Source organism: Streptomyces sp. NPDC018693 (assembly GCF_044391385.1).
GTDB lineage: Bacteria > Actinomycetota > Actinomycetes > Streptomycetales > Streptomycetaceae > Streptomyces.
The window spans coordinates 179,436-202,170 of sequence record NZ_JBIRZZ010000008.1 but is presented as its reverse complement, the minus strand read 5'-3'; the positions used below and the strand labels follow the sequence as shown (position 1 = coordinate 202,170).

Annotated in this window: 22 protein-coding genes and 1 pseudogene; 10 read left to right on the top strand and 13 right to left on the bottom strand. The window is 73.5% G+C overall.

Annotated elements, in window-relative coordinates; all coding sequences use genetic code 11:
• Positions 1 to 3 precede the first annotated feature (3 nt).
• From ACH5AC_RS22295 to ACH5AC_RS22270, 6 genes are all read right to left on the bottom strand, one after another.
• Positions 4 to 1,014, bottom strand: a complete 1,011-nt coding sequence (locus ACH5AC_RS22295) for an LLM class F420-dependent oxidoreductase (RefSeq protein WP_398863741.1) — start codon at positions 1,012 to 1,014, stop codon at positions 4 to 6.
• Between the two features lie 106 nt (positions 1,015 to 1,120).
• The gene (locus ACH5AC_RS22290; protein WP_398863740.1) at positions 1,121 to 1,960 is read right to left on the bottom strand and encodes a DUF5336 domain-containing protein; all 840 of its coding nucleotides are present in this window, start codon (positions 1,958 to 1,960) and stop codon (positions 1,121 to 1,123) included.
• 161 nt (positions 1,961 to 2,121) lie between these two features.
• Positions 2,122 to 3,066: an N-acetylmuramoyl-L-alanine amidase gene (locus ACH5AC_RS22285; RefSeq protein WP_398863738.1), complete on the bottom strand. Its 945-nt coding sequence runs from the start codon at positions 3,064 to 3,066 to the stop codon at positions 2,122 to 2,124.
• A 75-nt stretch (positions 3,067 to 3,141) separates the two neighbouring features.
• Complete coding sequence (locus tag ACH5AC_RS22280) at positions 3,142 to 3,954, bottom strand: hypothetical protein (protein ID WP_398863737.1); 813 nt, start codon at positions 3,952 to 3,954, stop codon at positions 3,142 to 3,144.
• Positions 3,954 to 4,493, bottom strand: coding sequence for a SigE family RNA polymerase sigma factor (locus ACH5AC_RS22275; RefSeq protein ID WP_398863736.1), 540 nt, complete (start codon positions 4,491 to 4,493; stop codon positions 3,954 to 3,956). Before ACH5AC_RS22275 ends, ACH5AC_RS22280 begins: the two co-directional genes overlap by 1 nt.
• Before the next feature lie 77 nt (positions 4,494 to 4,570).
• The gene (locus tag ACH5AC_RS22270) at positions 4,571 to 6,001 is read right to left on the bottom strand and encodes an MFS transporter (RefSeq protein ID WP_398863735.1); all 1,431 of its coding nucleotides are present in this window, start codon (positions 5,999 to 6,001) and stop codon (positions 4,571 to 4,573) included.
• A gap of 349 nt (positions 6,002 to 6,350) precedes the next feature.
• Between ACH5AC_RS22270 and ACH5AC_RS22265 the strand changes: the two genes are divergently transcribed.
• Positions 6,351 to 7,595, top strand: coding sequence for a sensor histidine kinase (locus tag ACH5AC_RS22265; RefSeq protein WP_398863734.1), 1,245 nt, complete (start codon positions 6,351 to 6,353; stop codon positions 7,593 to 7,595).
• Positions 7,585 to 8,829 (top strand): hypothetical protein, encoded by a 1,245-nt coding sequence (locus ACH5AC_RS22260; protein WP_398863733.1) that lies wholly within the window; start codon positions 7,585 to 7,587, stop codon positions 8,827 to 8,829. The genes ACH5AC_RS22265 and ACH5AC_RS22260 overlap by 11 nt, the downstream gene beginning before the upstream one ends.
• Here ACH5AC_RS22260 and ACH5AC_RS22255 read toward each other — a convergent pair.
• Complete coding sequence (locus ACH5AC_RS22255) at positions 8,796 to 9,482, bottom strand: response regulator (protein ID WP_398863732.1); 687 nt, start codon at positions 9,480 to 9,482, stop codon at positions 8,796 to 8,798. The genes ACH5AC_RS22260 and ACH5AC_RS22255 overlap by 34 nt on opposite strands.
• Before the next feature lie 214 nt (positions 9,483 to 9,696).
• Between ACH5AC_RS22255 and ACH5AC_RS22250 the strand changes: the two genes are divergently transcribed.
• Positions 9,697 to 10,335 carry a class I SAM-dependent methyltransferase gene (locus ACH5AC_RS22250; RefSeq protein WP_398863731.1) on the top strand — a complete coding sequence of 213 codons (639 nt, stop codon included), beginning with the start codon at positions 9,697 to 9,699 and terminating at the stop codon, positions 10,333 to 10,335.
• A gap of 5 nt (positions 10,336 to 10,340) precedes the next feature.
• Here the strand turns inward: ACH5AC_RS22250 and ACH5AC_RS22245 are convergent.
• Positions 10,341 to 10,742, bottom strand: a pseudogene (locus tag ACH5AC_RS22245) (response regulator); the annotation flags it as partial.
• A gap of 224 nt (positions 10,743 to 10,966) precedes the next feature.
• Between ACH5AC_RS22245 and ACH5AC_RS22240 the strand changes: the two are divergent.
• The 3 genes from ACH5AC_RS22240 to ACH5AC_RS22230 are packed head-to-tail and all read left to right on the top strand — an operon-like array spanning position 10,967 to position 13,904.
• The gene (locus ACH5AC_RS22240; RefSeq protein WP_398863730.1) at positions 10,967 to 11,827 is read left to right on the top strand and encodes a MaoC/PaaZ C-terminal domain-containing protein; all 861 of its coding nucleotides are present in this window, start codon (positions 10,967 to 10,969) and stop codon (positions 11,825 to 11,827) included.
• Between the two features lie 49 nt (positions 11,828 to 11,876).
• Positions 11,877 to 12,953: a Zn-dependent alcohol dehydrogenase gene (locus ACH5AC_RS22235; RefSeq protein ID WP_398863729.1), complete on the top strand. Its 1,077-nt coding sequence runs from the start codon at positions 11,877 to 11,879 to the stop codon at positions 12,951 to 12,953.
• A 12-nt stretch (positions 12,954 to 12,965) separates the two neighbouring features.
• Positions 12,966 to 13,904 carry a 3-oxoacyl-ACP reductase gene (locus ACH5AC_RS22230; RefSeq protein ID WP_398863728.1) on the top strand — a complete coding sequence of 313 codons (939 nt, stop codon included), beginning with the start codon at positions 12,966 to 12,968 and terminating at the stop codon, positions 13,902 to 13,904.
• Between the two features lie 63 nt (positions 13,905 to 13,967).
• Here ACH5AC_RS22230 and ACH5AC_RS22225 read toward each other — a convergent pair whose 3' ends face one another.
• Together ACH5AC_RS22225 and ACH5AC_RS22220 are read right to left on the bottom strand one after the other, a co-directional pair.
• Positions 13,968 to 14,135: a hypothetical protein gene (locus tag ACH5AC_RS22225; protein WP_398863727.1), complete on the bottom strand. Its 168-nt coding sequence runs from the start codon at positions 14,133 to 14,135 to the stop codon at positions 13,968 to 13,970.
• A gap of 96 nt (positions 14,136 to 14,231) precedes the next feature.
• A complete protein-coding gene (locus ACH5AC_RS22220; RefSeq protein ID WP_398863726.1) occupies positions 14,232 to 15,404 on the bottom strand; it encodes a hypothetical protein in 1,173 nt (390 codons plus the stop codon).
• A gap of 188 nt (positions 15,405 to 15,592) precedes the next feature.
• Between ACH5AC_RS22220 and ACH5AC_RS22215 the strand changes: the two genes are divergently transcribed.
• The 3 genes from ACH5AC_RS22215 to ACH5AC_RS22205 are packed head-to-tail and all read left to right on the top strand — an operon-like array spanning position 15,593 to position 18,426.
• A complete protein-coding gene (locus tag ACH5AC_RS22215) occupies positions 15,593 to 16,471 on the top strand; it encodes a Nif3-like dinuclear metal center hexameric protein (RefSeq protein WP_398863725.1) in 879 nt (292 codons plus the stop codon).
• On the top strand, positions 16,468 to 17,211 hold the full coding sequence (locus ACH5AC_RS22210; protein ID WP_398863906.1) for a zinc ribbon domain-containing protein: 744 nt from the start codon (positions 16,468 to 16,470) through the stop codon (positions 17,209 to 17,211). Before ACH5AC_RS22215 ends, ACH5AC_RS22210 begins: the two co-directional genes overlap by 4 nt.
• 12 nt (positions 17,212 to 17,223) lie before the next feature.
• On the top strand, positions 17,224 to 18,426 hold the full coding sequence (locus tag ACH5AC_RS22205; RefSeq protein WP_398863724.1) for a bifunctional RNase H/acid phosphatase: 1,203 nt from the start codon (positions 17,224 to 17,226) through the stop codon (positions 18,424 to 18,426).
• Between the two features lie 664 nt (positions 18,427 to 19,090).
• On the opposite strand, the gene yaaA is transcribed toward ACH5AC_RS22205, so the two are convergent.
• A complete protein-coding gene (yaaA, locus tag ACH5AC_RS22200) occupies positions 19,091 to 19,873 on the bottom strand; it encodes a peroxide stress protein YaaA (protein ID WP_398863723.1) in 783 nt (260 codons plus the stop codon).
• Between the two features lie 75 nt (positions 19,874 to 19,948).
• On the opposite strand from yaaA, the gene ACH5AC_RS22195 reads away from it, so the two are divergent.
• The gene (locus tag ACH5AC_RS22195; RefSeq protein ID WP_398863721.1) at positions 19,949 to 21,388 is read left to right on the top strand and encodes an RNB domain-containing ribonuclease; all 1,440 of its coding nucleotides are present in this window, start codon (positions 19,949 to 19,951) and stop codon (positions 21,386 to 21,388) included.
• Here the strand turns inward: ACH5AC_RS22195 and ACH5AC_RS22190 are convergent.
• Positions 21,375 to 21,941 carry a hypothetical protein gene (locus ACH5AC_RS22190; RefSeq protein WP_398863720.1) on the bottom strand — a complete coding sequence of 189 codons (567 nt, stop codon included), beginning with the start codon at positions 21,939 to 21,941 and terminating at the stop codon, positions 21,375 to 21,377. The two genes, ACH5AC_RS22195 and ACH5AC_RS22190, sit on opposite strands and share 14 nt — an antisense overlap.
• Positions 21,938 to 22,687 (bottom strand): MerR family transcriptional regulator, encoded by a 750-nt coding sequence (locus tag ACH5AC_RS22185; RefSeq protein ID WP_398863719.1) that lies wholly within the window; start codon positions 22,685 to 22,687, stop codon positions 21,938 to 21,940. The genes ACH5AC_RS22190 and ACH5AC_RS22185 overlap by 4 nt, the downstream gene beginning before the upstream one ends.
• Positions 22,688 to 22,735 lie beyond the last annotated feature (48 nt).

Here is a 22,735-nt window from a genome sequence, read left to right as displayed (position 1 = left end):
CGTTCATGTGTTGAGCTCGGCCAGCACCCGCAGGGTGTCCGGGTCGGTGGCCAGGACCAGGAGGTCGGTCACCGGGCCCTTGCGCCAGGACTCCAGGCGTTCCGCGATGCGTTCGCGCGGGCCGACGAGGGAGATCTCGTCGGCGAAGGCGTCCGGGACGGCCAGCACGGCCTCCTCGCGGCGTCCGGCGAGGAACAGTTCCTGGATGCGCCGGGCCTCCTCCTCGTATCCCATGCGGGCCATGAGATCGGCGTGGAAGTTGCGGCTGGCGTGCCCCATGCCGCCGATGTAGAAGCCGAGCATGGCCTTCACCGGCAGCAGGCCCTCCACGAGGTCGTCGCACACCTTCACCCGGGCCATGGGGGCGACGAGGAACCCGTCCGGCAGCTCCGCCACCGCAGGCCCGTACGCGTCCGGCCGGCTCGGCGACCAGTACAGCGGCAGCCAGCCGTCGGCGATCGCCACCGTCTGCGCCACGTTCCGCGGCCCCTCCGCGCCGAGCAGCACGGGCAGATCGGCGCGGAGGGGATGCGTGATGGACTTCAGCGGCTTGCCCAACCCGGTCCCGTCCGCCCCCCGGTAGGGGTGCGCGTGGAACCGCCCGGCCACCTCCACCGGCGCCTGGCGCCGCAGCACCTGCCGTACGACGTCCACGTACTCCCGGGTCGCGGTCAGCGGCGACGCCGGGAACGGCCGCCCGTACCAGCCCTCGACCACCTGCGGCCCCGACAGCCCGAGCCCCAGCCGCATCCGCCCGCCGGAGAGATGGTCGAGGGTGAGCGCGTGCATGGCGGTGGTGACGGGGGAGCGGGCCGCCATCTGCGCGACGGCCGTTCCCAGTTTGATCGTCGAGGTGTGGGCCGCGATCCACGTCAACGGCGTGAACGCGTCCGACCCCCACGACTCCGCCGTCCACACGGAGTCGTACCCCAGCCGCTCCGCCTCCCGTGCGAGCGCCACATGACCGGGGTCGGGGCCGCGCCCCCAGTAGCCGAGTGCGAGGCCGAGCCGCATGGACACACCTCCTGACGAACCGTCAGATCTGTGAGCCCTGCGACTGTACGACAACGGCCCCCCGCCCGGAAGGGCGAGGGGCCGTGCACCGAGGCGAGGGGGCGACTCAGCCGCGCTGGATCCCGGAGGTGTCCCGCAGCACGCCGCGACGGCCGTCCTGCGTCTGCGCGACCAGACCCTGGCCACCCTGCTCCACCGCCAGGTACCAGGTGCCCGGCGCCAGTTCCGCGATCGGCATCGGCGAGCCGTCCTCCGAGTACAGCGGACGCGGCACCGGCACGGCGAACCAGAACGGCGAGAAGTCCGGGGCCGCCTGCGGCTGCGGCGCCGGCGCGGCGGCCGGCTGAGCGCCGTAGGGCTGCCCGGGCTGCGCCTGGCCCGGCTGCGGGTGCCCGTAGCCACCCGGCTGCCCCTGCTGAGGGGCGCCCGGGTACCCGTAACCCCCGGGCGGCTGCGCGCCGTAGGGCTGCGGAGCGGCCGGCTTCGGGGCCGGGAGCAGGGCGCCCTTGAGGGCGGGGACGAGGGGGGTGGCGACGGCGGCGCCGGCCATGACCAGCGTGGCGATCAGCGCCAGGATCAGGCCGATTCCGGCGTCGGGGCCGTCCCCGCCGCCAGGACCGTTGTTCGCGCCGCCGGCCGGGTCGAAGATGTTGCCGAGCGCGCTCCACGCGGCGAACACCGTGAAGGCGACGCCGAACTGACCCAGGTCCAGGCCGGCGACCTTGCGGGGCTGCGGCAGACCACGGGAGACGACGACGAGCGCTGCGCCGATGAGTCCCGCCAGCACGACGCTGAGCAGGACCGGCCCGCTCTCCCAAAGGTTGGGAAGGTCGTAGTTGTCCGGGACACCGTCGATCGAGTAGTTGTCGAGGAACGACGCGATGAACAGCAATACCGCTGCTCCGATCACCACGCCGTCGCCTCGAGTGAGGGAGCGGATATTCACTTCAAAGTCCTTCAGCTAAGTCGTCTCGTCATCGGTGGAGGCGTCGCTGTCACCATGTCGCCGTCAGGCCCCTGTGTGAAGCGCGGGGGTGGCCCCACATCGTAGAGAGGACACTATCGTCCGTACGATCAGGCTGTCCGCCCGGTTCCGAGCGCTGGGCGTCACCCGCGCAGGAACCTCACGATTCCCTCAGAGATCCCTTGCGCCGCCTTCTGTCGCCAGGTGCCGCTGGTCAGCAGGGCCGCGTCCGCGCTGTCGCGCATGTTGCCGCACTCGATGAACACCTTGGGAACCGTTGACAGATTGAGACCGCCCAGGTCCTCCCGCGTGACGAGACCGGTGCCGCCGCCGGCGTAGTTGGAGGGGGAAGTGCCGGTATTGCGGGCGAAGTCGGCGGCGATGTGTTCGCCGAGGGTTCGGGAAGGGCCGACGATGGGCCGGGTGTCGGCGGCGCCCGAGTGCACCGCGCCCGGCAGGATCACATGGAAGCCGCGGTTGCCCTTGCCCGAGCCGTCGGCGTGGATGGAGACCACCGCGTCGGCGTGCGCCTCGTTGCCGATCCGCGCCCGCTCGTCGATGCACGGCCCGTATGGCCGGTCGGCGTCCTGGGTCAGCCTGACCGTGGCGCCCTGCTCCTCCAACAGCGTGCGCAGCCGGTGCGCCACGTCCAGCGTGAACTCGGCCTCCGTGTAACCGGCGTTGGTGGATGTGCCGGTGGTGTCGCACTCCTTCCAGGTGGTGCCGATGTTCACCTTGCGGTTGATCTCGGCGGTGTGCTGGAAGTTGGCGGGGTTGTGTCCCGGGTCGATGACGATCGTCCGGCCCTTGAGCGGGGCGGCCGAGGTGTCGGCCTTTGCGTCGCCGTCCGTGGGGGAGGTGGCGGGAGGGGAGGGCGGGGACTTCTGCGCCGCCGACCCACCGCCGGTTCCGGCCGCACGCGCGGCCCCGTCGTCCGACCCGCCCACCGCCCCGTACACCAGCCACCCGGCCAGCGCCCCCGGCACCAGCGCGGCCAGAGCCACGACGAGCGGGCGGCGCAGCCGGGAGCGGCGGGTCCGCGGACCATCGAATTCCGGACCATCGATTTCCGGACCTGTGTACGACACGGCAGCCACCCTAACGGCCGATCCCGCCACCCACCGAGGCACGGCGGCCGGACTGATGACGCGGAAACGCCGGGACTACCCGGTCACCTTCGCGTCCCGGAACTCCGTGCCTTGTGGAGCCAGGCACACGAACCAGTCGTAGGGCGAGTTCACGACCGAGCGGATGGCCAAAGTGTTGGTGCCCGTCTCCCTGTCCAGCTCGGCCCTGCGCACCTCGGTGGTCGTACCGTCCTTCCAGGTGCAGGTCACACGCTGGGCGGTCTCGGCGACCCGGCCGATGACGAGGCGGTGCGGGTCGGCGGGGTCGTCGAGCGACTTGGCGTGGGCCACCAGGTCGTCTCCGGAGTGGGCGTCGCTCTCGGTGGTGACGCCCTTGAGGACGACCCTGCCGAGGGCCCGGGGCTCGTCGAGGCTCAGGCGCACGAAGTAGGCGCTCCGGCCCAGCAGGTCGGACGGCTCGTCCACCTCCGCTGGCTCTTCGCCGTGGGACCGCATCGCGTTCAGCAGGGCCTGGGCCTCCTCGACGTCCCCCGGGGCCGGCCACGCGTCCACGCTGAGCTTCCACGGCCTGCCCCCGTCGGAGCCGGTCGCCAGGGTGACCGTGGTGGCGGGCTGGAAGGTGTCCGAGAGTGAGGTCGCCGTCGGTGTCACCCGGTGGCCGTCGTCGCCGCCCGGCAGTCCCGTCACCGCCAGCGCTCCCGTCGACGCCGTCACCACCACGCTCGTGACCGCCGCGATGGCCCAGCGTCGTGCTCTGCGGCGGCGGCCGCCCCTAATGACAGCCTGAGTGGGGGCTATGCCGATCTCCACCTGGTCCGCAGCGTCGGCCAGCAGGTGGGTGATGTCGTCGTGGCTCATCACGTGGTTCGTCTCCCGGTCCGCGCTCATCACTTCCGCCCTCCATGTGCCGGCGTCTCCGCCAGTGCAGGTATGGCGCGCAGCTTCGCGATCCCCTTCGCCGCGTTGCTCTTCACCGCGCCGACCGAGCAGCCCATCGCCTCGGCGGCCTGCGTCTCGGTCAAGTCCTCCCAGTAGCGCAGCACTACCGCCTGCCGTTGCCGGGGCGGCAACTCGGCGAGCGCCTCCAGCAGGGTGTGACGGTCGTCGACCTGAGAGATGCGGTCGCCGGTGTCGGCGACCTCGTGCGTGACGCCCGAGTCGTCTCTCGGGGCGAGGACTTCCCGTAGTCGTCTGCGGTGCTTGCGCGCGTGAGTGTTGATCATCACGCGCCGTACATACGCCTCCGGGTCGTCGGCCGATCCGACCCGGCGCCAGGCGACGTAGGTCCGCTCCAGGGTCGACTGGACCAGATCCTCGGCGGCGTGCTGCTCCCCCGTGAGGAGAAAAGCCGTGCGCATCAGCCGGGGCCAGTAACCCGCGACAAAAGCCTGGAACTCTGCGGTCCCGGCCTGCTTCCCATCCCCCATGGACACCTCCTAGATGTCAAAAGGAGTCCATGAGCGGCGCCGATCGTTGCCTCACCGGCCGAACATTCTCGCGGACCTCAGTCGCTCGCCGCAGGCTTCCTCGGCAGCCACAGCAGCATCAGCACCACCCCGGCCACCAGCACGCCCGTGCTTGTGCGGAAGGCGAGTGCGTAGCCCTCCGTGAGGGCCTCGGGGGTGTCGCGGCCCGCCGTGCGGCTCGCGGCGATCGTGGACATCACGGCGAGGCCGAGGGAGCCGCCCATCGTGCGGGAGGTGTTGACCAGGCCGGAGACCAGCCCGGCGTCGCTCGGGGCGGTGCCCGAGGTGGCGAGGGAGGCCAGGGGGGTGGTCGTCACACCGGCGCCGAGCATCATCAGGATGCCGGGCAGCATGATGTCGGTGACGTAGGTGCCGTCGGCGGTCAGGGTGGACTGCCAGGCGAAGCCCGTCGCCGCGAGCAGGGTGCCCAGGGCGGCGACCGTGCGCGGGCCCGCCGCCCGCATGAGGCGCGGTGCAAGCTTGGAGCCGAGGACCACGGCCAGCGAGCTGGGCATCAGCGCCAGGCCCGCCTCCAGCGGGGTGTAGTCGAGCACGTTCTGCGCGTACAGGGTCATGAAGAACCACATGCAGAACATGGCGGACCCGTTCAGGAACATCGCCGCGTTCGCCGCCGACACCGACCGCAGCCGGAACAGCCCGAGCGGCATCAGCGGCACCGCCGTACGCGCCTCGACCGAGAGGAACGCGCAGAGCAGGGCCAGGCCGACGGCCAGCGGGACGAGGGTGGCCGACGCGGTCCAGCCCTCCGCCTCCGTCTGCGAGATGCCGTACGCCAGGGTGGCCAGCCCGGCCGTGACCAGCACCGCGCCCGGCAGGTCCAGCCGTCGGCCGTCCCCGGTGCGGCTCTCCACGAGCCAGCGCAGTGCCCCGGCGAGCAGGACCACGCCGACCGGCACGTTGATCAGCAGCACCCACCGCCACGACAGCGAGTCGACCAGTGCCCCGCCGACGAGTCCGCCGGCCGCCCCGCCGCCCGCGCCGACCGCCGTCCAGGTCGCGATCGCCCGCGCCCGCGCGGCGCCCTCCGGCACGGCGGAGGTGACGATCGTCAGCGTCGCCGGCGCCAGGATCGCCGCTCCCAGCCCCTGCACGGCCCGCGCGAGCAGCAGCTGCCAGTCGTCCCGCGCCAGCCCGCCGGCCAGCGAGGCCAGCGTGAACAGGGCGAGCCCGACGAGGAACATCCGCTTACGGCCGTAGAGGTCGCCCGCCCGTCCGCCGAGCAGCATGAACCCCGCGAAGGCGATGGCGTACGCGTTCACCACCCACTGCAGTCCGGAGGGGCTCAGGCCGAGGTCCGTGCGCATCGACGGCAGAGCGACGTTCACCACCGACACGTCGAGCACGACCAGGAACTGCCCGGCACACGCGAGAGCCACCAGCAGCCAGGCGCGGGGAGTGGTGGGAACTGGGGCGCGGGTGACGTCGGTGGCTTCGAGCATGCCGGTCATGGTCTCAGCCCGTCCGCGGCGCCTGCATCGGCATTTCGGCGTAGGGCGGGGGGCCGAGGGCGGGGGCGGGGCCGAGGAGTCGGCTGCGCGTGCCTGGACGAATCCGTACGGGCCTGCGGCCAGGTGCCGTCAAGGCGCGGGAGCGTATGGTGTCGCGCCGCCCTCCCCCATTGGGCGGCGCGACCGCCGACTCCGCACGCGCGTATCGCGCCGGGCCGTCGACCAGTGAAACGGTAGCCCCGGAAACCCCGGGCGTGTGACGGTCGTTCGACCCACATACCGGGAAGAGTGCGGACGACGGCGGAACCGGGGACGCGTCTCCACGCGAGGGGACGGGACGGGGGGACGAGTGGCGGGCGAGGAACAGCCTCCAGGCACCGGCACCGGTACTGGCACCCGCATCCGCACCGGCGTCCGCACCGGCACCGGCGTCCGCACCCCCACCAGCACCGGCCCCGCCCGGGAACCGGGCCCGGCGGAGCGCGAATACACCGGCTTCGCCCGGCGGTACGCGGGCCGGATCCGCCTCGTCGTGGTCGTCCTGTGCGCCGTGCTCGGCGCGGTCGCGATGCCCCTGGGCCCGCTGCCCGCGGCCGTGGCCCTCGGAGTGATCGGCTGGAGCGTCGTCGAGTACCGGCTGGCCCGCACGGGCCGCCGGCCCGGTCTTGTGCTGACCGCCGACACGGCGGTGATGACGGCGCTGTGCCTCGGCCAGGGGCTCACCGTACCGGCCGCGCAGACCCTGCACGGCAACACCTGGGTGCTGGTGATGATCAGCATGGTGATGACCGCCCACCAGCTGATGTACCCGCCCGTGCCCGCGCTGTCCGTCGCGGTGCTGCTGGCCGCCGCCGACCTGGCGGGCGCCGCGCTCGACCGCCCGGAGGGGTGGACCTACGCCCTGCCCAACGCGAGCTGGCTGCTGGTCCAGGCCGCACTCGCACAGGCGCTCCACCGCTTCGTACTGCGCAGGAGCCGGTCCGCCGACGCCGCGGCCGCGGCCGCGGCGAAGGAACGCCGGGGCTACGAGGTCGCGCGGGCCCAGCAGCGGGCCGAACGCGAGTTCCTGGCCACCCTGCACGACACGGCCTGCGCGACCCTGCTCATGGTCTCGTTGCACGGCAGGGACCTCGATCCCGGGGTGCTGCGCGGCCAGGCCGCGAAGGACCTGCGCACGCTCACGGCGGCGACTCTGCACAGCACCACCGGCGAAGCGGACGTGGCGGACGCGCTGCGCGCGGAGACCGTGGGCCGGCCGTTGTCCGTCCGGACCGAGTTCGACCCCGGGCTGGGTGCCATGTGGCGGCCCGCGGTCATGGCGCTGTGCGGCAGCGTGGGCGAGGCGCTGCGCAATGTGGAGCGTCACGCGGGCGTGGACCGCGCCACCGTGACGGCGAGCAGGGTGGGGGAGCGTGTGCTGGTCACCGTCAGCGACGAGGGGGCCGGATTCGACCCGGCCCGTGTGCCGGAGCACTGCCGCGGACTGGAGGGATCGATCATGGAACGCATGGCCTCGGTCGGCGGCGGGGCGACCGTCGACTCCCGGCCGGGCGAAGGCACCCGGATCCGTCTGGAGTGGCCCCTTGTCCGATGAACCCCCGGCCACGGCACCGTACGCGCCCCCGCACGTCGACGACGTCGCGGGGGACATCACCCAGGACCTGCACGGCGGCCTGCGCCATGCCGGGCTCGTCGTGCTGACCGCGATCCACGTCGGACTCGCCCTGCCCGGCCTGCTCGCCGGCCTGGACGACTACCGCCACCCGTGGATTCCGGTCACCGCCTACGGAGTGCTCACCCTGATCGTCGTGGGACACGCGCTGCTCGGGCGCACGGGCCGCGCGGGCTCGGCCGTCTGGACGGCCACGGCGCTGACGGCCGCCCTCGCGGCGGCGATCGCCGCGAGCTCCCAGCTGTCACCCGAGCACTTCTTCGCCAACCCGCACTGGTCGTTCCTGGAGCTCGGCTGGTTCGGGGTGCTGCTTCTGCTCGGGCGCCCGCTCGGGCTCACCCTGCTGTTCATCGGCGGCCATCTCACCGTCATGCTGGGGCTCCTGACGCTCACCGGTCTGCCGTCCCGCCCGGTCGCCGCGGGCATGGCGGTCAGCGCGTTGGCCGTCTGCGTCTTCCAGGTGGCGACAGCCGTGATGGCCGGCCTGCTGCGCACAGTGGCGGCGACGGCCGCCGCGACCACCCACGAGCAGGAGCGGGTCCGTACCGACGGCGAGGTGTCCGCGCGCGTCCAGGAGGACCAGCGCGCCCGCTACGGCGAACTGCGGGAGTCGGTGCTGCCGCTGCTCGCGGGCCTGGCGGACGGCTCGCTGGACCCCGCCGACGAGGCCGTACGCCGCCGCAGCGCGATCGAGGCGGCCCGGCTGCGGCGGCTGTTCGCCGAGCGGGACCACGCGGCCGACCTGCTGGTGCACGAACTGCGGGCCTGTATCGGCGTCGCCGAACGCAAGGGCGTGGACGTGCAGTTCGCCGTCCGGGGAGCCTCCGCTCCGGTGCCCCGGCCGCTGTGCCGGGCCCTGACCGAACCCGCCCTCGCCGCCCTGGCCACGGCGGAACGCACCGCCCGTGCGACCGTGGTGCGGGGCGGGGGGATGATCCGGGTCAGTGTCGTCACCGACGCGCCGGACGCGGAGATTCCGCGGCAGGGTGCGCACGGCGTCGAGATACGGACGCTGCGCCGCGACGGCCGCCTGTGGACCGAGGCGACCTACCGTCTCGACGGTCAGAGTCTCGACGGTCGGAGTCTCGACGGTCGGAGTCTCGACGGTCGGAGTCTCCACGGTCAGAGCTCGTCGAGCGAGACCAGACCGTCCTGAATCGCCCTGGCCACCAGGTTGGCCTTCGTCGGCGCGGGCCGGCCGGCGTTGGCGTACTTGATCCGCACCCGGTCCAGGTAGGTGTTCACCGTGCGCACCGAGATGCCCAGGCTCTCGCCCACCATGGCCTTGGACTCCGACTGGAACCACTCCAGCAGCACCTCGATCTCGCGGGGCGCCAGCGCGGGCCGCCCGCTGCCGACGTCACTGCCGAAGGCGCCCGCCAGCATCGGCGGCATGTACGGGCGGCAGTCGGCGGCGGCCAGGGTGGCGGCCACCAGATGGCTCTCGCCCTCGGCCTTCGTCAGATAGGTGAACGCCCCCAGGTCCAGGCAGGTCAGGGCGTCCTCCTGACTGTCGCGCATGGTGTAGACGATCACCTGCCGTTCCTGGGCGACGAGTTGTCTCAGCTCGCGGTAGGCAGGCGTGCCCGTGGACAGCTGCAGATCGAGGACGACCACGTCCGCCGCCGCCCCCGGGCCGCGGAGGGCGAGGGACACCTCGGGGCCCTTGGCCACGGTGACGATGGGGCGCTCCGAAGCCGCGTACCAGGACTCGATACCGGCGAGCACCACGGGGTGGTCGTCGATCAGGGCCACGGTCACGGGTCGTAGCGGCGAGGGCTCGGGTGCGAGGGGGGTGGGCTCGGGCATTCTGGCTGGCGTCTCCCGTCCTTGCGGCGGCTGCGCGGAACGGATTCCGCGCAGTCACTGAGCGCAACGCCCGGGAACCGGGAAGTGTTCCACGGGCCGGCCCGGCACGCAGGAGGGGGCGCTTCTCAGGGGTGTCGCCCCACCCCCTGTCGTGAAGCCGACGGGCGTGCGGCAGCATGGGCGCCCGGAAGGACGTACGACCGAGAGGACCCCCATGACCGCGGCGCCCAAGCCCGACATCCTGGCCGCGTTCCAGGCGGCGAAGGGGTTCATGCCCGTCGACGAGGGGCTCGCGCTGTACGCGGCCGCCGTCGAGGCGGGGAGGCTGGGGCTGCCGCTGCTGGAGGTCGGTACCTACTGCGGGCGGTCCACGATTCTGCTCGCCGACGCGGCCCGCGCCGCCGGTGTCACCGCGCTCACCGTCGACCATCACCGGGGGAGCGAGGAACAGCAGCCGGGCTGGGACTACCACGACCCGGAGACCGTCGACCCCGAGCTCGGCCTGATGGACACCCTGCCCCTCTTCCGCCGCGCCCTGCACCGGGCCCGCCTGGAGGAGCACGTGGTCGCGCTGGTCGGCCGCTCCCCGCAGATCGCCGCGCTGTGGAACACCCCGCTCGGCCTCGTCTTCATCGACGGCGGTCATACGGACGAGCACGCGAGCGCCGACTACGAGGGCTGGGCCCCGCATGTCGCCGAGGGCGGGCTCCTCGTCATCCATGACGTCTTTCCGCACCCCGAGGACGAGTTCACCGGGCAGGCCCCGTACCGCGTCTATCTGCGCGCCCTGGAGTCCGGGGACTTCACCGAGGTGTCGGACACCGGCTCGCTGCGGGTGCTGCGCCGCGGCTGACCGGTCAGCGCCGGGTCGACGACCGTCTCGCCGGTCAGCACCCGGCGGATCGCGTCGGCCAGCTCCGCCACCGGGCCGTCCTTGATCAAGAAACCGGCCGCGCCCGCGTCCAGGGCTCTTCGCAGCCGGTCCGGGCTGCCGGACGTCGCGAGCACCAGCACTCGGCAGTCGGGCATCTGTTCGCGCAGCTCGGCGGCCGCAGCGGGCAGACCGTCGTCCACGAGGACGACGTCCGGACGGTGGGCGAGGGCCGCGTCGGCGACCGACTCACCGGGCCCGACCTGTGCCACGACGCTGATGTCCGGCTCCATCCCCAGGGGCAGGGCGAGCGCGGCCCCGCGTGCCGTGCCGGGAGCCTCCGCGAGCAGGACCCTGATGGACCGGACGGGGCGGTCGTCCCGTGGCATCTCGTTCACGGACCAAGCGTAGGGAGGTGTACGGCCTCCCGCCCGACCTGACGCGGTGTCAGGAGTCTTCACAACTGGCGAGGGCTCGGCTATACAGAGGGCGCCGGACTGGAACGCGTTCTAGATCCCGCCCGGGACGACCTCGGCGCGGCCGACGGTGCGGACGGTCGCGCCGGGGTCTTGAGACCGTGAGCTCGTCGGATCAGTCAGACGTCAGGAGCCCCATGCCCATCGACGCAGCCAAGGCCCTCGCCGCCGAGCCCCGGACGGGAGAGATCTCCTGGACCGCCAAGGACGTCCTCCTCTACCACCTCGGCATCGGCGCCGGGCTGCCCGCCACCGATCCCGACGAGCTGCGCTACACCCTGGAGTCCCGGCTGCACGTCCTGCCGAGCTTCGCCACCGTCGCGGGGTCCGGCGCACCCGGCGTGATCAGCGGGCTGTCGATGCCGGGCGTCGAGGTCGACCTCGCCCGCGTGCTGCACGGCGGACAGTCCCTCACCCTCCACCGCCCGATCCCGCCGCAGGGCACCGCGACCGCCACCTCCCGGGTCGCCGCCGTGTACGACAAGGGCAAGGCCGCCGTCCTCGTCCTGCGCACCGAAGTCGCCGATGCCGACGGCCAGTTGTGGACCAACGACGCGCAGATCTTCGTACGGGGTGAAGGCGGCTGGGGCGGTGACCGCGGCCCGTCGGCACGGCTCGCCCCGCCCACCGGGGAGCCCCAGCGCGTCGTCGAGCGGCGGCTGCGCGAGGACCAGGCCCTCCTCTACCGCCTCTCCGGCGACTGGAACCCGCTGCACGCCGACCCCGAGTTCGCCGAGCTCGCCGGCTTCGACCGGCCCATCCTGCACGGGCTGTGCACCTACGGCATCACCCTGAAGGCCGTCGTCGACACGCTGCTCGGCGGGGACACCGGCCGGGTGCGGTCGTACGACACCCGGTTCGCCGGGGTCGTGTACCCCGGGGAGACCCTGCGCATCCGCATGTGGCGGACCGGGGGAGACGCCGTACGGGTCGCTGTGAGCGCTGCGGAGCGGGACGACGCGCCCGTCCTCGCCGACACCGTCGTCCGCCATGCCTGAGACATGCCTGAGACACCTGAGCCCTTGACGAGTTGAGGGGAGCCGCGCCATGCGCGCAGCCGTACTGCACGAGATCGGCCAGGAGAAGCTGGAGGTCCTCGACGACGTCGAGGCGGTGGGGTTCGGCCCCGGCAGGGTGCGGATCCGGGTGCGGGCCACCGGGCTGTGCCACTCGGACCTGTCCGCGATGAGCGGGGTCCTGCCGCAGCCCGGTCCCTTCGTGCCGGGCCACGAGGGCGCCGGCGAGGTCGTCGAGGTGGGGGAGGGGGTGACCCGGGTCAAGCCGGGTGACCGGGTCGTCGTGTGCTGGCTGCCCGCCTGCGGTGACTGCCCCGCCTGCCGGCGCGGGCAGACCCAGCTGTGCCTGGCCGGTTTCGTGAACGCCGGCACCCCCAACTTCCGGCGGCCCGGCGGTGATGTGTTCGGCTTCGCCGGCACCGGCACCTTCACCGAGGAGGTCGTCGTCGACGCGGGCTGCGCGGTGCCGATCCCCGACGACGTGCCCTTCGACATCGCGGCCCTGATCGGCTGCGGGGTGACGACCGGACTGGGCGCCGCGCTCAACACGGCCGATGTGCGGGCCGGTTCGTCGGTCGCCGTCATCGGCTGCGGAGGCGTCGGCATCTCCGCGATCCAGGGAGCGCGGCTGAAGGGCGCCGCCGAGATCGTCGCCGTCGACCCGGTCGCCGCCCGCCGGGAGGCCGCGCTCAGGTTCGGTGCCACGACGGTGGTTTCGCCGGAGGAGCTGCCCGGCGCCAAGCAGGAGATCACGGCCGGCGAGGGCTTCGACTACGTCTTCGAGGTCGTCGGCAGGTCGGCCACCGCCAGGACGGCCTACGAGACGACCCGGCGCGGCGGCACACTCGTGATCGTGGGCGCGGGCGCCATGGACGACCTCCTCCAGCTCAACATGTTCGAGCTGTTCTTCGACGAGAAGCGGATCCTGCCGTCCATGTACGGCGGCGGGGACGTGTTGCGCTCCTACGAGCGGACCATCGCCCTGTGGCGGGCCGGCCGCATCGATCTCGCGGGACTGATCACCCACCGGGTGCCGCTGGCCGAGGTCAACGAGGCACTGGACCAGATGCGCACCGGCACGGCCCTGCGCACCTGCATCGAGATCTGAGGAACCCCTGCCATGTCACTGCCACTTGAGGGTCTGTCGGCGATCGTCACCGGTGCCGGACGCGGGCTCGGTCGCGCCGAGGCGCTGGAGCTGGCCCGGCTCGGCGCGGCCGTCGTCGTCAACGACTACGGGCAGCCGGGGCGGGACGGCTCCGGCGAGGCGTCCGACGGACCCGCCGAGCAGGTCGCCGCCGAGATCCGCGCCGCGGGCGGCAAGGCGTTCGCGCACACCGGCGACATCGCCGACTTCGACCGGGCCCGCGAACTGGTCGGGTCGGCGGTCGCGGAGTTCGGCAAGCTGGACATCCTGGTCAACAACGCGGGCATCCTGCGCGACCGGATGGTGTTCTCCATGTCCGAGGAGGAGTGGGACGCGGTGATCCGGGTCCACCTCAAGGGCCACTTCAACACCATCCGGTTCGCCGCCGCGCACTGGCGGGAGCGGTCCAAGGCAGCGGGAGGGCCGGTGTACGGGCGGATCGTGAACACCTCGTCGGAGGCGTTCCTGGCCGGCTCGGCGGGTCAGCCCAACTACGCGGCGGCGAAGGGCGGAATCGTCGGCCTCACCACGTCCACCGCTCTGGCGCTCGCCCGGTACGGCGTCACCGCCAACGCCATCTGCCCGCGCGCCCGCACCCGGATGACCGAGGACGTCTTCGCCGGGTTCGAGCGCCCCGCCGAGGGCCTCGACCCGCTCGCCCCCGAGCATGTCGCCCCGCTCGTCGGCTACTTGGCCTCCCCGGCGGCCGGGCGGATCAGCGGGCAGCTGCTCGTCGTGCACGGCGGCATGGTCGCCGTCGTGGAACGGCCGCGTGTGGGGGCGAAGTTCGACAGCGAGGGCGACACCTTCACGTACGACGAGCTGGACGCCGTCCTCACGCCCCACTACGCGGGCCGGCCGGCGGGGGAGACGTTCGCGGCGGCGGAGGTGCTGGGGCTGCGGCGCGGCTGAGGCGGCACGCACGGCGAAGGGGGTGGCCGACGGCCACCCCCTCCTCGTGTTCCCTACGTACCGTCAGGCGGCCGCCTCGGCGTCCTGCCGGGCGGGCTTGCGGTGCCGGCCGCGGGGGGCCACGTCGCTGTCGTGCTGCGACACCGGCCCCCGGTGCCTGCCGTGCCCGGAGATCTTGTGGACCTCCTGGTCCTCGGAAGGCAGCGGCTGCGTGATGCTTGCGTCGCTCATCGGAAGAATTCACCCCGTCAACATGATCTTTCTTACAGCCGGGCGAGTGTAACCGCCGCACCACGGGGCGAATCCAGGCGGCCACGCCAACCGGCACTACTTCGTTACAAGTCGCGCCAGAGGGGCTTGCTGGAGAGGGACGGGGCGGCAGGAGCCGTCGGGTTCGGGTGCGGGTTCGGGTGTGGTTCCGGTGGGGGGCGTCGCGTCGGGCGGGTGCTGTTCGGGCGCGGGGGGCTGCGGTGCCGGAGATGCCGGTACGGCCACCTCGGCCACGCCGCAGGGCCGGTCCTGCGTGGCGTACGGCAGTCGCAGCACCCCGTCCGCCGTCCACAGCCCGGACCCGGCCAACCACCCCTCGGGCGCGGCGAGTTGATGCAGCTGCCGCTCCGCCGGGCGCCACACCCCCACCCAGCTGTCGAACGGCCCCTCGATCCGCAGGGCGACCCCGCAGCTCTCGGGGAGCAGCATCTGACCCGGCTGGATCGCGAACGGCGTCAGGGTGCACCCCGTCAGCCGCAGGGACTCCGGGAAGCGGACCGGGAGCGTGCTGCCGAGGACGCCCCAGCCGAGGCGCGGCTCGCCGGGTGAGGGCGCGTCGGACCCGATGAGCAGCAGTCCGCTGTCGGGGTCGGCGAGCAGCAGACGGTCGTCGCTGCCGGCGGCGATCTGCAGCAGCGGCGAGACCTCCCCGGCACGCTCCAGATCCACCACGATCGCCTTGGTCAGCCCGTCGGCCTCACGGTCCAGGGCGAGCATCCGGCCCGTACGGTCCAGCCAGACGCCGCCCGAGCAGCGGCCCGGGATCTCGGCGAGCCACTCCGGCCCGAAGGCGCCGCCGGCCACCTGCCACAGGGCGGTCGAGCGGCGGCCCACGGCGAGCGCGAAGGCCCGCTCCCCGCCGGGGGCGGGCGGCAGCAGTCGCAGCCGGGTCGCCTCGTCCGGGCACTCCACGGCGCCGAGGGGGAGTTCGCCGGTGCCGGGGCCGGTGGGATAGAGGAGGGAGAAGAGGTGGCGCCCGGCGGTCCGGCGGTGGATCAGCACCCGGCCGTCCGCCAGCGGCTGCACCTCCGTGCCGGGCTCCTCCGGCTGGTTGCCGGGCAGCGGTACGGCGTATGGCTCGGGCCCGTCGAGGGTCCAGCGCTCCGGGAACCAGGAGTCGCCGTCCAGGGCGAGACGCGCGGCGTAGGCGCCGTCCGACGTGATCGCACAGGGCGCGGGCGGCGCATGGGCTTCTTCTCCCGCCGGGGGTTCGATCGCACAGGCCGTCATGGGTCGGTCACCTCCAGCGACGAAGTTACGTTTTCGCGCGCACGGCCGTGGGTCCGGCGAGGTTCCGCTTCCCTCGTAAGAGTGGTGCAGAAGCGATTCGCCTCCGGCGGAAGGGGCGGATGTGCCTTGTTTGCCCACCGGGCACAGTGCGGTGCGGCCCCGCAGAGCGGGCAGGTAGCCTTTTCCCCGTGCCCCGTCTGTCTGAAGTCATCGCCGCGCTGGAGAAGCTGTGGCCCGCCGAGCGGGCCGAGTCCTGGGATGCGGTGGGGACCGTCGTGGGGGACCCCGAGCAGGAGGTCACCCGGGTCCTGTTCGCCGTCGACCCGGTGCAGGAGATCGTCGAGGAGGCGGTGAAGCTCGGGGCGGATCTGCTGGTCACGCATCATCCGCTGTATCTGCGGGGGACCACGACCGTCGCCGCCTCCACCTTCAAGGGACGGGTCGTCCACACCCTCATCAAGCACGACATCGCGCTGCACGTCGCCCACACCAACGCCGACACCGCCGACCCGGGCGTCAGCGACGCCCTCGCCGGCGCGCTCGACCTGCGCGTCGTACGGCCCCTCGTGCCCGACACGACCGATCCCGAGGGCCGCCGCGGCCTCGGCCGGATCTGCGCACTCGACCCCCCGCTGAGCCTGCGCGACTTCGCCGAGCGCGCCGCCGCCCGGCTGCCCGCCACCGCGCAGGGCATCCGGGTGGCCGGCGACCCGGACGCCGTCGTACGGACAGTCGCCGTCAGCGGCGGATCCGGCGACAGTCTCTTCGAGCACGTCCGCGCCGCAGGCGTCGACGCCTTCCTCACCGCGGACCTGCGCCACCACCCGGCGTCGGAATTCATGGCGGCTCGCGCCCACAGTCCTCTCGCGCTGCTCGACGCGGCGCACTGGGCCACCGAGTGGCCCTGGTGCGAGCTGGCCGCGAGCCAGCTCGACGAGATCTCCGACCGGCACGGCTGGAACCTGCGGGTCCATGTCTCCGCCACGGTCACCGACCCCTGGACCGCCCACGCGGCGTCCACCACCACAGCCACTCCACCCACCGACACTCCTGGAGCCCCCAACTGAACGCCGCGCCCGCCGACCAGATCCGACTCCTCGACGTCCAGGCCCTCGACGTACGCCTGCAGCAGCTCGCGCACCGCCGCAAGTCCCTGCCCGAGCACGCCGAGATCGAGTCGCTGACGAAGGACCTCACGCAGCTGCGCGACCTCCTGGTGGCCGCGCAGACCGAGGAGAGCGACTGCGCCCGCGAGCAGACCAAGGCCGAGCAGGACGTCGACCAGGTGCGCCAGCGCGCCACCCGCGACCAGCAGCGCCTCGACTCCGGCGCCGTCACCTCCCCCAAGGACCTGGAGAACCTCCAGCGCGAGATCGTCTCCCTCGCCAAGCGGCAGGGCGACCTGGAGGACGTCGTCCTGGAGGTCATGGAGCGCCGCGAGGCCGCGCAGGAGCGGGTCGCCGAGCTGACCGAGCGGGTCGGCGCCGTGCAGGGGAGGATCGACGACGCCACCGCGCGCCGGGACGCCGCCTTCGAGGAGATCGACGGCGAGGCCGCCACGGTGCGCAAGGAGCGCGAGGTCGTCGCCGGGGCCGTCCCCGCCGATCTGCTCAAGCTCTACGACAAGCTGCGTGAGCAGCAGGGCGGTATCGGCGCCGCCAAGCTGTACGCCCGCACCTGCCAGGGCTGCCGCCAGGAACTCGCCATCACCGAGCTGAACGAGATCCGCAAGGCCGCCCCGGACACGGTCGTGCGGTGCGAGAACTGCCGGCGCATCCTCGTGCGCACCGCCGAGTCCGGTCTGTAGGGGGCCGCTGCGGTGCGGGAGTTCATCGTCGAGACCGACGGCGGGTCGCGGGGCAACCCGGGACCCGCGGGGTACGGCAGCGTCGTCATCGACGCGGCGACGGGGCAGCCCCTCGTCGAGTGCGCCGAGTACCTGGGGGTCGTCACCAACAACGTCGCCGAGTACCGGGGGCTCGTCGCCGGGCTGCGGGCGGCGTACGACCTCGATCCGTCGGCCCGGGTGCACGTCCGGATGGACTCCAAGCTGGTCGTCGAGCAGATGACGGGGCGCTGGAAGATCAAGCACCCCGACATGAAGCCGCTCGCGGCCGAGGCGGCCCGGGTGTTCCCGCCCGGGCAGGTGACGTACGAGTGGATCCCGCGCGAGCGCAACAAGCACGCCGATCGGCTGGCGAACGAGGCGATGGACGCGGGCGCGGCGGGGGAGACCGACTTCGCCGTGCGCAGGGAGGCTCTCGGGGAGGCCGAGGAGGCCGCCGCCGTCTCGCCCGAGCCCCTCGCCGCCGGTGCCGCCCTCGCCGACGCCGACGTACGGGCCGCGCGCAGTGTGGCCGTGCCCTCGGTCGGCTGGGCCGCGGCTCCCGACCTCGGCGCGCCGGCCACCTTCGTGCTGCTGCGGCACGGGGAGACCCCGCTCACCCCGCAGAAGCGGTTCTCCGGCAGCGGCGGCACGGACCCGTCCCTGTCCGACGTCGGCCGTGAGCAGGCCGAGCGGGTCGGCGCCGCCCTCGCCCGGCGCGGCACCATCCAGCACATCGTGGCGTCCCCGCTCACCCGCACCCGGGAGACCGCCGGCCTCGTCGCCGCCCGCCTCGGCCTGGAGGTGACCATCGACGAGGGGCTGCGCGAAACGGACTTCGGCGCCTGGGAGGGGCTCACCTTCGGCGAGGTCCGCGACCGCTACCCCGACGACCTGAACACCTGGCTCGCCGACCCGGAGGCCCACCCCACCGGCGGCGGCGAGAGCTTCGCCGAGACCGCCGTCCGCATCGCCGCCACCCGCGACAAGCTGGTCGCCGCCCACGCGGGCCGCACCGTCCTCCTCGTCACCCACGTCACCCCGATCAAGACCTTCGTCCGCCTCGCCCTCGGAGCCCCACCCGAGTCCCTGTTCCGCATGGAACTCTCGGCGGCCTCCCTCTCGGCGATCGCCTACTACACCGACGGCAACGCGTCCGTCCGCCTGGTCAACGACACGTCACACCTACGACCCTGACGGCGGCCACCGGGCCGCGCCCGGGTGGACACCCTGAGCGGGACCGGCAGCCCGCACGCCGTTTGCCGTGCCGGGCCGATCGCCGTGTCCGTGCTGCTCGGGCGGCGCCGGGCGGCACCGCGAAGGGTCGGCGACAGCCGGCTGCCACACCGGGCGGTGGTCGGCGTGGGTGTCCGGTCGCGTGCAGAAGTGGGCCCCACCGTGTTGCGCACCTGCACTCGGCTGACAGCCGTGTCCGCGCCGCCACCGCGCCGCTGACCCGCGGCGGCCCGATCACCCGTGCCCCCTCCGCCCACCGCCTCCGGCACCGCGGCGGCGACCGCTCGGTTCGGGGCGGATGCGCCCGGCGTGCGCAGCGTCGCCTCTATCACCGGCAGCCCGCCGCCGACGGGCACCTGGCCATGCCCCTTGCGTCACCTGCTGGGCGGCCTGGACGCCCCGGCGGCGCCGGACATGTCCGTCCGGCCTGGGCTCGCGACGAGGGACGCGTCCGTCTCGTTGACCCGCGAGGGGGCGACCATCGTGCCCGTGTGCCTACCGCTTCCGGGACCGCGGCGGCGACCGCTCGGTTCGGGGCGGATGCGCCCGGCGTGCGCAGCGTCGCCTCTATCACCGGCAGCCCGGCCGCGACCAGCGTCCGGCCATGCACCCCTGCGTCAGCGGGTCAGTGGACCTCCGCCACCAGCACGTCCAGCGACCACGGCCGCCCCGCCCTCTCCGGTGCCGCCGCCTCCACCTCGTACCCGAGGTCCCGCAGCGCCTCGACCAGCTCGGCCGGGCCGGCCGGCGCGACACCGGACGTCAGCAGGCTCCGTACGATGCGGCCCTTGGTCGCCTTGTTGAAGTGGCTGACCACCTTCCGGGTCGGCGCGTGCAGCACCCGCACGGTCGCCGTCCGCCCCGCCAGGTCACCCTTCGGCTTCCACGCCGCCGCGTACGCCGACGACCGCAGATCCAGCACCAGCCCGTCCCCGGCGGCCTCCGGCAGCACCGTCGCCATCGGCGCCCGCCAGTGCGCGCCCAGCGCGCCGAGACCCGGGAGCCTCACCCCCATCGAGCAGCGGTACGACGGGATGCGGTCCGTCACCCGGACGGCACCCCACAGGCCGGAGAAGACCAGCAGCCACTGCGTCGCGCGCCGCCGGGCCGCCGCGTCCAGCGAGGCCAGGTCCAGGGCGTCGTAGAGCACACCGGTGTAGATCTCCCCGGCGGGCCGCGCCCCGGCCGTCCGCAGCCCCGCGTTCTTCCCGACCTCGCCGCGCAGCCCCTCGCTCAGCCCGAGCACCTCCCGCGCCTTGTCCTCGTCACCGGCGCACAGCTCGACCAGCTCGTCCAGCACGGCCGTACGGGCCTCGGTGAGACCCGGCAGCGACAGCGACTCCAGCTTGAGCGGGGCACCCCGCCCGGAGGACGCCTTGCCTTCGGAGGGCGGCAGCAGGACAAGCACGGGACATCTCCTTCGGTTGAGCTGGGAGAAAGCGTACGGGGCGCCGGACCGACGGATTCTGCTTAGGCTCGTGCCATGCCCCGCCGCCACATCCGCGTGACCGGCGCCCCCGAAGCCCCTCTCCGGGCCGCCCTCACCGCGCTGCGCACCAAGCTCGCCGTGCCCGACGGCTTCCCGGCCGCGGTCCTGACGGACGCGGACCGCGCGGCCCGCGCACCCAGGCTTCCGGAGTACGACGCCACCGACATCCCCTTCCTCACCCTCGACCCACCCGGCGCGACCGACCTCGACCAGGCCCTGCACCTGTCCCGGCAGGGCACCGGCTACCGCGTCCGGTACGCCATCGCCGACGTCGCCGCCTTCGTCGTACCGTCCGGACCGCTCGACCGGGAGACCCACCGGCGGGTCGCCACCCTGTACTTCCCCGACGGCAAGGTCCCCCTGCACCCGGCCGTCCTCGGCGACGACGCCGCAAGCCTGCTCCCGGACCGGACCCGCCCGGCCGTCCTGTGGACCATCGACCTCGACGCCGACGGCCGCACCCTCGCCGTCGACGTCCGCCGCGCCCTGGTCCGCAGCCGCGCCCAGCTGGACTACGCCGCCGTACAGCGGCGCATCGACGACGGCACGGCGGAGGAACCGCTCGCCCTGCTGAAGACCGTCGGCCGACTGCGCGAGGGCCTGGAGGCCGACCGGGGCGGGATCTCCCTCAACGTGCCCGAGCAGGAGATCCTCGCCCACGACCACGCCTACGAGCTCACCTACCGCGCCCCGCTGCCCGTCGAGGGCTGGAACGCCCAGCTCTCCCTGCTCACCGGGATGGCCGCCGCCGACCTGATGCTCGCCTACGGCACCGGCGTCCTGCGCACGCTCCCCGCCGCCCCCGACGGCGCCGTGGGCCGGCTCCACCGGGTCGCCCGCGCCCTGCACATCGACTGGCCGCACCACCACGTCTCGTACGCCCAGCTCGTCCGCTCCCTCGACCCGCGCCTGCCGCGCCACGCGGCCTTCCTCCAGGAGTGCACCACCCTGCTGCGCGGCGCCGGCTACACCGCCTTCCGCGACGGCAAGCTCCCCGACATCACCACCCACGCCGCCGTGGCCGCCCCCTACACGCACTGCACGGCCCCCCTGCGCCGCCTCGCCGACCGCTACGCCACCGAACTCTGCCTGGCCGCCATGGCCGGCCAGTCCCCGCCCGACTGGGTGACGGCCGCCCTCGACGCCCTGCCGGACGAGATGGCCGCCGGAGGCCGGCGCGCGAACGGCGTCGAGCGGGCCTGCGTCGACCTGGTCGAGGCGGCGCTGCTCCAGGACCGGGTCGGCGACACCTTCGACGGCTGTGTGGTGGACCTCGACGACGACCGGCCCACCACCGGCACCGTCCACCTGGAGTCCCCGGCGGTCATCGGCCGCATCGACGCCGACCACCCCCTCCCCCTGGGCGAACCCCTACGGGTCCGACTCACCCGCGCCGACCCCGCCGTACCGACGGTCCGCTTCACCCCCGCCTGAGCGCCGCCACGAGCGCGTCGGCGTCGTCGGCGTGGAAGCGCACGGTGTCGACCTCCCGGCGGCGGCCGAGCAGGCTCACATGGGCGAGCGGCTCGGCGAGTTCGACGGCGACGGAGGTCTGCCCGCCGACCGTGACGTCCAGCGCGCCCTCGGCCGGAGGGTGCGAGTAGCGCGCCTCCCGCCGCACCGCCGCGATCCGGTCCAGCGGGATCCGCAGATCGAGGTGGCCGGCGTTGCGGACCCGCAGGGTGTCGCCGGAGAGCACGTGCGGGCGGACCACGGTCGCCGCGTACAGCCCCGCGATGATGAAGAGGGTGTGCAGGTCCAGGACGAGCACCCCCTGATGGGCGGCCGGCCAGTCACGCAGCAGGACAGACATCCCGACCGTCTCGACCACGCACACGAAGCCGAGGCCCAGCATCATCGCCCCCTGCCCCCGCGCGTACCCGAAGGCCCGCCCGCCGTCCACGCCGTGCCGCCGCCGGCCCACCCAAAGCAACAGGCTGGCCAGCAACCGCAGTTCATGACGCACCAGCGCGCTCGCCACTCTCATGCTCCCTCCCCGGTCAGCAGGTCCATGGTCCGGCGGAGCGCCGCCGCCTGGGCCGGGGAGAAGTCCGCGTAGAGGGCGCGCAGGAAGGCGCTGCGGTGATCGACGGACGCGTCCGGCACCAGATCACGTGGTGTGCAGGCGGCGAGCGCCCGGGCGGCCGCCTCCACGCGCGGGTCGTCCGGCTCCGCGTCCGCCAGCCGGTCCAGCAGCGCGTACGCCTCCCGCGCCCGGGCCTGCGCCTCGGGCGAGCCGAGGCCCGCCCGCAACGCGGTCACCAGCGCTTCCCGGGCCTCGGGAGGCGCCGCCGTGTCGAGCATCGCGAGGATCTCGCGGTCCTTGGCGGCCATGGGGGAGCCGGAGACCGGGCTCAGCCCGGCGAACAGCTCGGCCAGCTCGGGCGACACGGGCCCCTCGGCGGGCACCTCCGGCGCCTCCAGCAGCACCCGCAGCCGCGCCCGCCGCTCCCTGATCGCCGCCTCCTGTCGGGCCAGGTCCGCGTCCAGCTCGCCCAGCACCTCCACGAGGTCCTTCCCGGCGTCGTCGGCGAGGACGTCCCGCACCTCCGCGAGGCCCATCCCCAGCTCGGTCAGCCGCCGGATCCGGGCGAGGACGACGGCGTGCCGGAGCGTGTAGTGCCGGTAGCCGTTCCCGAGCCGTTCCGGCTCGGGCAGCAGGCCCAGGTGGTGGTAGTGCCGGACGGTCCGCGTGGTGACGCCGACGGCCTCGGCGAGTTCTCCGATCCGCATGGGACCAGTAGAGACGTTGACGTCGCGGCAGGGTCAAGGGCGGAGGGT